This is a genomic window from Mesorhizobium sp. M7A.F.Ca.AU.001.01.1.1 (assembly GCF_004022735.1).
GTDB lineage: Bacteria > Pseudomonadota > Alphaproteobacteria > Rhizobiales > Rhizobiaceae > Mesorhizobium > Mesorhizobium ciceri.
Window position 1 is genome coordinate 1 of sequence record NZ_RZPF01000240.1, and the last position, 8,304, is coordinate 8,304.

At 62.8% G+C, this 8,304-nt stretch carries 8 protein-coding genes and 1 pseudogene; 4 read left to right on the forward strand and 5 right to left on the reverse strand.

Features of this window, described 5'->3' with window-relative positions:
- The 4 genes and pseudogenes from EN884_RS16385 to EN884_RS16400 all read right to left on the reverse strand — a co-directional run.
- A pseudogene (locus EN884_RS16385) lies at positions 1 to 249 on the reverse strand (glycogen phosphorylase); the annotation flags it as partial.
- Between the two features lie 232 nt (positions 250 to 481).
- Positions 482 to 1,291, reverse strand: a complete 810-nt coding sequence (locus EN884_RS16390; RefSeq protein ID WP_224621066.1) for an ATP-binding cassette domain-containing protein — start codon at positions 1,289 to 1,291, stop codon at positions 482 to 484.
- Positions 1,267 to 2,328: an ABC transporter permease gene (locus EN884_RS16395; protein ID WP_013532703.1), complete on the reverse strand. Its 1,062-nt coding sequence runs from the start codon at positions 2,326 to 2,328 to the stop codon at positions 1,267 to 1,269. Before EN884_RS16395 ends, EN884_RS16390 begins: the two co-directional genes overlap by 25 nt.
- Positions 2,329 to 2,487: 159 nt before the next feature.
- A complete protein-coding gene (locus EN884_RS16400; RefSeq protein ID WP_024503693.1) occupies positions 2,488 to 3,504 on the reverse strand; it encodes a sugar ABC transporter substrate-binding protein in 1,017 nt (338 codons plus the stop codon).
- A 228-nt stretch (positions 3,505 to 3,732) separates the two neighbouring features.
- On the opposite strand from EN884_RS16400, the gene EN884_RS16405 reads away from it, so the two are divergent.
- From EN884_RS16405 to EN884_RS16420, 4 genes are all read left to right on the forward strand, one after another.
- Positions 3,733 to 4,959 carry an ROK family protein gene (locus EN884_RS16405; protein WP_013532705.1) on the forward strand — a complete coding sequence of 409 codons (1,227 nt, stop codon included), beginning with the start codon at positions 3,733 to 3,735 and terminating at the stop codon, positions 4,957 to 4,959.
- Entirely contained in the window at positions 4,959 to 5,405 is a 447-nt protein-coding gene (locus tag EN884_RS16410; protein ID WP_013532706.1) for an RbsD/FucU domain-containing protein, read from the forward strand. The genes EN884_RS16405 and EN884_RS16410 overlap by 1 nt, the downstream gene beginning before the upstream one ends.
- Entirely contained in the window at positions 5,402 to 6,325 is a 924-nt protein-coding gene (locus EN884_RS16415; protein ID WP_013532707.1) for a carbohydrate kinase, read from the forward strand. Before EN884_RS16410 ends, EN884_RS16415 begins: the two co-directional genes overlap by 4 nt.
- Before the next feature lie 247 nt (positions 6,326 to 6,572).
- Complete coding sequence (locus EN884_RS16420) at positions 6,573 to 7,715, forward strand: DegT/DnrJ/EryC1/StrS aminotransferase family protein (RefSeq protein ID WP_013532708.1); 1,143 nt, start codon at positions 6,573 to 6,575, stop codon at positions 7,713 to 7,715.
- 14 nt (positions 7,716 to 7,729) lie between these two features.
- On the opposite strand, the gene cysQ is transcribed toward EN884_RS16420, so the two are convergent.
- Positions 7,730 to 8,304 (reverse strand): 3'(2'),5'-bisphosphate nucleotidase CysQ (cysQ, locus tag EN884_RS16425; RefSeq protein ID WP_128360630.1); only part of this gene is annotated, 575 nt, incomplete at its 5' end.

Below are 8,304 nucleotides of genomic sequence, written 5' to 3' on the forward strand. Positions count from 1 at the left end.
CTCCAGAGACAGATAATAGACGCGTTTTTCCTTCTGATCGTACGCCTCCTTCGTCGCCTGCATCCAGCGATCGACGATCCGGTCGCGCACGACCTTGATCGAGGCGGTCAGCCAGTCGTACTGGGTCGCAACGGCGGTATCCTTGCCGACCCGGTATTTGAGGGCCACCAAGACTTCACGTGCGAGTGTCTTGGGATCAGGATTTTCGAGCAGTGGAGGAAGGGGTTCGGATGTCATCGCGCTCGTCATGATGCCTCTCGTGCGGTTGCCATGATCATACCGGCTTTCATCGCTCCTCCCAGCCCATGCTAGCTGATACCGCTATATATTCAATCGATTTAAACATGCCCGAACCGGCATGCCCCCTGCGGCAATTTGGCAATTCGCAAGTGTGACGCGCCAAGACGGTCGCGCGACGCGCTTCAAATTCCTGTTCCGTGCCTGCCGTGCCGCCAACCCTCCAGCACTTGGGCGACATGTATCAGGCCGCCAGCGCTGCCTCGGGCGGAACCTTTGCTCCGGTCATGAAGGCCACGGCATCGGACATCGTATATTGCTTGGGATCGATGACGCAGAGGCGACGGCCGAGCCGGTGGATGTGAATGCGGTCGGCCACTTCGAACACATGCGGCATGTTGTGCGAGATCAGCACGATCGGCAGGCCGCGCTTCTTGACGTCGAGGATCAACTCGAGCACGCGGCGGCTTTCCTTGACGCCAAGGGCGGCCGTCGGCTCGTCCATGATCACCACACGACTGCCGAAGGCGGCCGCGCGCGCCACCGCAACGCCCTGCCTCTGGCCCCCCGAGAGCGTTTCCACAGCCTGGCTGATGTTCTGGATGGTCATCAGGCCAAGCTCGGTAAGCTTGTCGCGGGCGCGCTTTTCCATCGCCGGACGGTCGAGCATACGCAGCCAATCGCCCAGAAAACCCGGTTTGCGGATCTCGCGGCCAAGGAACATGTTATCGGCGATCGAGAGCGCCGGCGACAGTGCCAGATTCTGGTAGACGGTCTCGATGCCGGCTTCGCGTGCCTCCATCGGCGATTTAAAGGCGACGGGTTTGCCTTCAAGCCGGATCTCGCCTTCGTCGGGCACGGCCGCGCCGGAAATCGCCTTGATGAGCGACGACTTGCCGGCGCCGTTGTCGCCGATGACGGCGAGGATTTCGCCGGGATAAAGGTCGAAGTCGGCATTGTCGAGGGCGGTGACACGGCCATAGCGCTTGATCAGGCCACGCGCGGTGAGGATGGGCTCCTGGGTCATGGTCATGCCGACACCTTTCTGATCCATTGGTCGACTGCCACGGCGCCGATGATCAGCACACCGGTGAGCAGCACCTTCCATTGCGGATCGGCGCCCAGCATGTTGAGGCCCATGGAAACGACGCCGACGATCATCGCGCCGAACAGCGTGCCCAGGATGGAGCCGCGTCCGCCGAAGAGGGAAATACCGCCGATCACCGTCGCGGTGATGGCCTGCAGATTGTAGTCGGTGACGGCAGCCGACGGCGAGATCGAGCCGTTGCGGCCAATGGAGACCCAGGCCGCGAAAGCGGCGATCAGGCCGGCCAAGGTGTAGACCGTCATCAACACCTTCTTGGTCTGGATGCCCGACAGCTTCGCCGCCTCCTGGTCATCGCCAACGGCGTAGACATGGCGGCCCCACGCCGTGTGATTGAGCACGTACCAGAGGATCATCACGAGCAGGACCGTGGCAATGACGCCGAGCGTCAGCACCGCAGTGCCGACCTTGAAGCTGATGGCAAAGAGATGCAGCAGCGGCGCCTGGGTATCGACGTCGGTGTCGCGGATCGTCTCGTTGGCCGAATAGATGAAGTTCGTGGCCATGACGATGTTCCAGGTGCCAAGCGTCACGATGAAGGGTGGTAGCTTCATGTAGGCGACAAGCACCCCGTTGAGCAGCCCGCAGGCGGCGCCGGCGGCAAGCCCGATCGCCACTGCGAGCGCGCTCGGCATGCCGTAGGAGACCGCGCAATTGCCCATGATCACCGCTGAAATCACCATGATCACACCAATCGACAGGTCGATGCCTGCGGTCAGGATGACCAATGTCTGCGCAGCCCCCAGAATGCCGATGATGGCGATCTGCTGCAGGATAAGCGTCAGCGTGTAGGACGAAAAGAAACGCCCACCGATGGTGATGCCGAAGACGATGATCGCCAGAACCAGGACGATCAGCGGCACCGCGGCCGGCGTCGAATGCAAGAAATGCTGGATACGCTTGACGGCCGATTTGTGCTCGTCAAAAGCAGCAACGCTGGTGTCGCTGCTCGAGAGAACCTTCTCGAATTCCTGAGCTTGAGCCATGTTTTCTCCCCGTAGGCTTCAGCCAAACGCCGACGCCAGTCCACGCCTTTCCGGTCTGCTGCCGGGATTGTTCGCGGTCACGCGAGCCATCGTCCACCCGAAGCAGCCGGGGATCAAGCCCCGACCGCTCAGGTTCCTTGGATGCCGGTCAGAACGGCATCAGCCCCAGCACTTGGCGAGGCCTTCCTTGGTGTCGATGGACTTGACGCCGGTGGCCGGCTTGTCGGTCACCAGGTTGACGCCGGTGTCGAAGAAGTTCTTGCCTTCGGTCGGCTTCGGCTTGGTTCCGTCCTTGGCAAAAGCGGCGATCGCCTCGATGCCGAGTGCAGCCATCTGCAGCGGGTATTGCTGCGAAGTGGCGCCGATGACACCTTCGGCCACCGACTTCACGCCGGGGCAGCCGCCGTCGACGGAAACGATCAGCACCTGGCTTTCGAGGCCGACAGCCTTGAGCGCCTGGTAGGCGCCGACAGCGGCGGGCTCGTTGATGGTGTGGATGACGTTGATGGTGTTGTCCTTCTGCAGGAGGTTCTCCATCGCCTTGCGGCCGCCCTCTTCGTTGCCGTTGGTGACGTCATGGCCGACGATGCGCGGATCGGTCTCGTCGCCGATCTTGTTGGGATCTTTTACATCGATGCCGTAGCCCATCATGAAGCCTTGGTCGCGCAGCACGTCGACAGTCGGCTGCGAAGGCGTCAGGTCAAGGAAGCCGATCTTGGCGTCCTTGGCCTTGTCGCCGAGCGTGGCGGCGGCCCAGGCCCCGATCAGCTTGCCTGCTTCGAGATTGTCCGTCGCGAAGGTCGCATCGGCGGCGTCGATCGGATCGAGCGGCGTGTCGAGCGCGATCACCAGCAGGCCGGCATCACGCGCTTTCTTCACGGTCGGCACGATGCCCTTGGTGTCGGATGCGGTGATCAGGATACCCTTGGCGCCATCGGCGATGCAGCTTTCGATCGCCGCGACCTGGCTCTCGCTGTCGCCGTCGATCTTGCCGGCATAGGTCTTGAGGTCGACGCCGAGTTCCTTGGCCTTCGCGGTCGCGCCTTCCTTCATCTTGACGAAGAAGGGATTGGTGTCGGTCTTGGTGATCAGGCAGGCGCCGACACCGGCCGCGGATGCGGACGAGGCAAACGCCATCAGCCCCAGAGCCGCGGCGGCAAACACGGTCGATTTCAACAATTTTGTATTGGTCACGATTTTCCTCCCAGTGGAACCATTCCGATGCCGGCCAACCGGCACCTGCAGCGCATCCAACGAAATTCTCCCAGCGTGGACGCTGCCTTAACAGACACCAGGCCGAAGCCCGTGTCAATAATTAAATCACTCTTATTTATTATTGACAGCATTGCTTCGTTCACCCATTCTGGCCCAAAAGCATTGAGGGGAAACGACGGGAGGAACAGGGTGGAAACGGCCATTGCGAGGCACGGTTCGCCCGAGGTGAATGACAGTCTCATTCACCGCGGCACCAACCAGAGCGGCATGCGCGACCACAATGAGCGGTTGGTGCTGTCGCTGGTGCGTCAACACGGCAGCCTGGCAAAATCCGACATCGCCCGCATGACCGGACTTTCGGCGCAGACGGTTTCCGTCATCATGCGCGAGCTGGAGGAAGAAAGCCTCCTGCTGCGTCAGGCGCCGTTGCGCGGCAAGATCGGCCAGCCTTCCATCCCGATGGCGCTCAATCCCGAAGGCGCTTTCTTCATCGGCCTGAAGATCGGCCGCCGCAGCGCTGAACTGGTGTTGATCGACTTCCTTGGCAATGTCCGTTCGATGCTACAGCATTCCTATCGCTACCCGGCGCCGCGCGAGACGGTGGACTTCGTCAGCAACGGCATGCGGCAGATGCGCGGCGAGCTGACGCCCGCGCAAGACAAGCGCATCGCCGGGCTGGGCATCGCCATGCCGTTCGAATTGTGGAACTGGGCCGATACCGCCGGCGCCCCGCGCGACGTGATGGACGAATGGCGTCACCGCGACATCAGGGCCGACATCCAGGCGCAATGCGATTTTCCGGTCTATTTGCAGAACGACGCCACGTCGGCCTGCGGCGCCGAACTCGTCTTCGGGCAGGCGGGCGCTGCGCGTGACTTCGTCTATTTCTATATCGGCGCCTTTGCCGGTGGCGGCATTGTGCTGAACGGCCGGCTTTTCGGCGGCCCGACCGGCAATGCCGGAGCGCTCGGCTCCATGCCCGTGCCCGGGCCGGACGGCAAGCCGACCCAACTGATCGATGTCGCTTCCATCGCCATGCTCGAAAAGGCGCTCAATGCGCGCGGCATCGAGGCCTCGCATCTGTGGACCTCGCCGGACGACTGGGGCGAGATCGGACCCGAACTCGACGGCTGGATCGCCAGCGCCTCAAGGGCGCTCGCTTACGCCATCGTCGCCGCATCCTCGATCATCGATTTCGAAGCGGCGGTGATCGACGGCTGGATGCCGAAGGCGGTGCGCCGCCAGCTGGTCGACGCCATCATTGCGGCAATCGCCACGATCGACGGCGAAGGCTTGAAGCTGCCCGCCATTCGCGAGGGAACCGTCGGTATCCATGCCCGGGCGCTCGGCGGCGCCAGCCTGCCACTTTCCGAACGCTTCCTGATCGGCTCGACGACGATTTCCAGGAGCGCCTGATGCTGATCGGAATCCCGGCGCTGCTCGGTCCGGAGCTTCTGGCGATCCTGCGCGGCATGGGCCATGGCGACGAAATCGCCCTTGTCGACGGAAACTATCCGGCGGAACAGCAGGCAACCCGACTGGTACGCGCCGATGGCCACCCTCTTATCCCGGTACTCGATGCGATATTGAGTGTCCTGCCTGTCGATGACGCCGTGCCGGAGGCGCTGTTTCGCGCCTCGGTCCGAGGCGATCCCTCGCTTGCCGATCCTGTCCATCATGAGATCGAAGCGATCTGCGCCAAACGGGCGCCAGGCCGCAAGGTGGTTGCGCTGGCCGGCGCCGACTTCTATGCACGGGTCAAATCGGCGCATGCCATCGTCGCGACAAGCGAGCCGCGGCTCTACGCCAACATCATCATACGCAAGGGCGTGATCTATCCGCCGGAGACCAAGAAGCCATGATCCTCTGCTGCGGCGAAGCCCTGATCGACATGCTGCCGCGCACGACGACAGCGGGCGAGCCGGCCTTTGCGCCTTATGTCGGCGGCGCCGTATTCAACACGGCAATCGCACTTGGCCGGCTCGGCGCGCCGGCCGGCTTCTTTTCCGGCCTGTCGTCGGATCTGTTCGGCGGCCAATTCCGGGATGCGCTTGGGGCGAGCAAGGTCAGTTCCACCTATGCACACACCTCGCCACGGCCAACCACGCTGGCCTTCGTCAAGCTCACCAACGGCCAGGCGACGTACACTTTCTATGACGAGAACACCGCCGGACGCATGCTGACGATCGACGATTTGCCGCAGCTCGGCAACGAGATCGAAGCCATGCTGTTCGGCGCCATCAGCCTGATTTCCGAGCCGGCCGGCAGTGCCTATGAAGAGTTCATGCGGCGCGAGCATGAAAGCCGCGTCATGATGCTCGACCCCAACATCCGGCCGAACTTCATCCCGGACAAGCCCAAGCACCTCAAGCGCATTCGCACCATGATGGCGATGGCCGACATCGTGAAACTGTCGGACGAAGACCTGAACTGGTTCGGCGAAGCCGGCTCGCATGAGGATGTCATCCGCAACTGGCTGGACCGCGGCCCGAAGCTGATCGTCGTCACCCATGGCGGCGAAGGCGCGATCGGCTACAGCAAGGAGCACGCCGTCACGGTGATGCCCGAAAGGGTCGAGGTGGCGGACACGGTCGGCGCCGGCGACACGTTCAACGCCGGCATCCTCGCCTCGCTGCACGAGCAAGGCCTGCTGACGAAGGCGGCGATTTCCGGACTGTCGGAAGACGCCATCCATAAGGCGCTGGCGCTCGGCGCGAAGGCGGCGGCAGTGACCGTGTCGCGGGCCGGCGCCAATCCACCCTGGCGACATGAAATCGCCTGAGCAACGCTCAACATAAGTTGAGCCCAATCGATCACTTTATGTTTCGCAGGGGCTCTTTCCAAGGCTATAAGGGCGGGATGGCGCCCGACGAAGCCCGGATTTCCGGCATCTGACTGACATTCGCCGGGAAAACTGGTAACGGACTGCGACACTTCCGCAATTTAGGGCTCCGCCTGCCCGGCTTTCTCGGCAAGCGCAACTCTGGTACCAGCGGCCGATTATCTGGCTAACCCATTTTGAGGCCGACATGCAGTTCATCGATCTTGGCGCGCAGCGCGAACGAATCCGCGACCGGCTGAAGGCCGCGATCGACCGTGTCGTTGACGAGGGCCGCTATATTCTTGGCCCGCAAGTCACCGAATTCGAGAACAAGCTTGCCGCCTATATCGGTACCAAGCATGTCGTGGCCTGCGCCAACGGCACCGACGCGCTGCTGTTGCCGCTGTTTGCAGCCGGCGTCGGCCCGGGTGACGCGGTGTTCGTGCCGAGCTTCACGTTCGCCGCCACCGCCGAAGTGGTGGCGCTGGCCAAGGCCGCGCCGGTGTTCGTCGATGTCGACCCGCACAGCTACAACATCGACATTGCCAGCCTCGAAGCGGCCATTGCCATGATCAAGAAGGAAGGAAGGCTGAAGCCGAAGGCAATCATTCCCGTCGATCTGTTTGGCCTTGCCGCCGATTACGAGGCGATCATGGCGATCGCCAACCGCGAAGGCCTGATGGTGATCGAGGATGCCGCCCAGTCGATGGGCGGTTCGCTCGACGGCAAGATGTGCGGCTCCTTCGGTGCGGTCGGCTCGACCAGCTTCTATCCGGCAAAACCGCTTGGCTGCTACGGCGACGGCGGCGCGATGTTCACCAATGACGATGCGCTGGCCGAACAGCTTCGCTCGTTCGCCTTTCATGGCAAGGGCGAGACGCAGTACGACAATGTCCGCGTCGGAATCAATTCGCGGCTCGACACGATACAGGCGGCGATCCTCATCGAGAAGCTGGCCATTCTCGAAGACGAGATGGTCGCCCGGCAGGTCGTGGCACAGCGCTATGCCGATGGGCTTGGCGACGTCGTTACCGCCGCCCGCAATCTGGACGGCAGCCGTTCGGCCTGGGCGCAATACGCCATCGAGACGCCGAAGCGCGACGGGCTGAGGGCGCATCTCGGCGAAAAGGGCATTCCGTCTGTCATCTACTATGTGAAGCCGCTGCATGCCCAGGTCGCTTATCGCGATTATCCGCGCACGCCGACCGGCCTTGCCGTTTCGGAAGACCTGCCGAAGCGGATCCTGTGCCTGCCGATGCACCCTTATCTCAGCGAAGCCGACCAGGACCGCATCATCGAGACGATCCGCAACTATATAGGCTCGAATTCGGCGCAGGCAGCGGCCGAGTAAGCTACCGGGCCTTCTCAGGCGGGGCTGACCCCTGCCCCGCCGCTGGCAATGAAATGCGGATTGGCGAAATCCTCGTCGTCGCTTTGCCGGCGCTTCCCATAGACCAGAGGCTGGCCATCGAGCGTGCGCGTCATGCCACCGGCGGCGCGCAGGATGGCGTCGCCTGCCGCCGTGTCCCATTCCATGGTGCGGCCGAAGCGCGGATAGACATCAGCCTCGGCACTGGCGAGAAGGCAGAATTTCAAGGACGAACCGACCGAGACGATTTCGGCGGCACCAAGGTCGCGAATATAGGCCTCGGTTTCCGGCGTGTTGTGGGAACGGCTGGCGACGACGGCCAGAGGCGCCACGGCCCTTCTCACCGAGATCGGCCGGCGGCCGACGATCTGGTAGCCGCCATCGATTTCGAGAGATTCCGCCCTTCCCGGCAGGCCGGAAAAGAAGCGGCCCGCGCAGGGCGCAAAGACGACGCCGACTTCCGGCACGCCATCGCGAACCAGCGCTATGTTGACGGTGAAATCGGTGCGGCGGTTGACGAATTCCTTGGTGCCGTCGAGCGGATCGATCAGGAAGAAAGCCCCATTTAGGT

Excerpts from the sequence above, each read along its gene's own strand:
- EN884_RS16390 (WP_224621066.1), bottom strand. The coding sequence starts at position 1,291 with ATGGATCAGAAAGGTGTCGGCATGACCATGACCCAGGAGCCCATCCTC.
- EN884_RS16395 (WP_013532703.1), bottom strand. The coding sequence starts at position 2,328 with ATGGCTCAAGCTCAGGAATTCGAGAAGGTTCTCTCGAGCAGCGACACC.
- EN884_RS16410 (WP_013532706.1), top strand. The coding sequence starts at position 4,959 with ATGCTGATCGGAATCCCGGCGCTGCTCGGTCCGGAGCTTCTGGCGATC.
- EN884_RS16415 (WP_013532707.1), top strand. The coding sequence starts at position 5,402 with ATGATCCTCTGCTGCGGCGAAGCCCTGATCGACATGCTGCCGCGCACG.
- EN884_RS16420 (WP_013532708.1), top strand. The coding sequence starts at position 6,573 with ATGCAGTTCATCGATCTTGGCGCGCAGCGCGAACGAATCCGCGACCGG.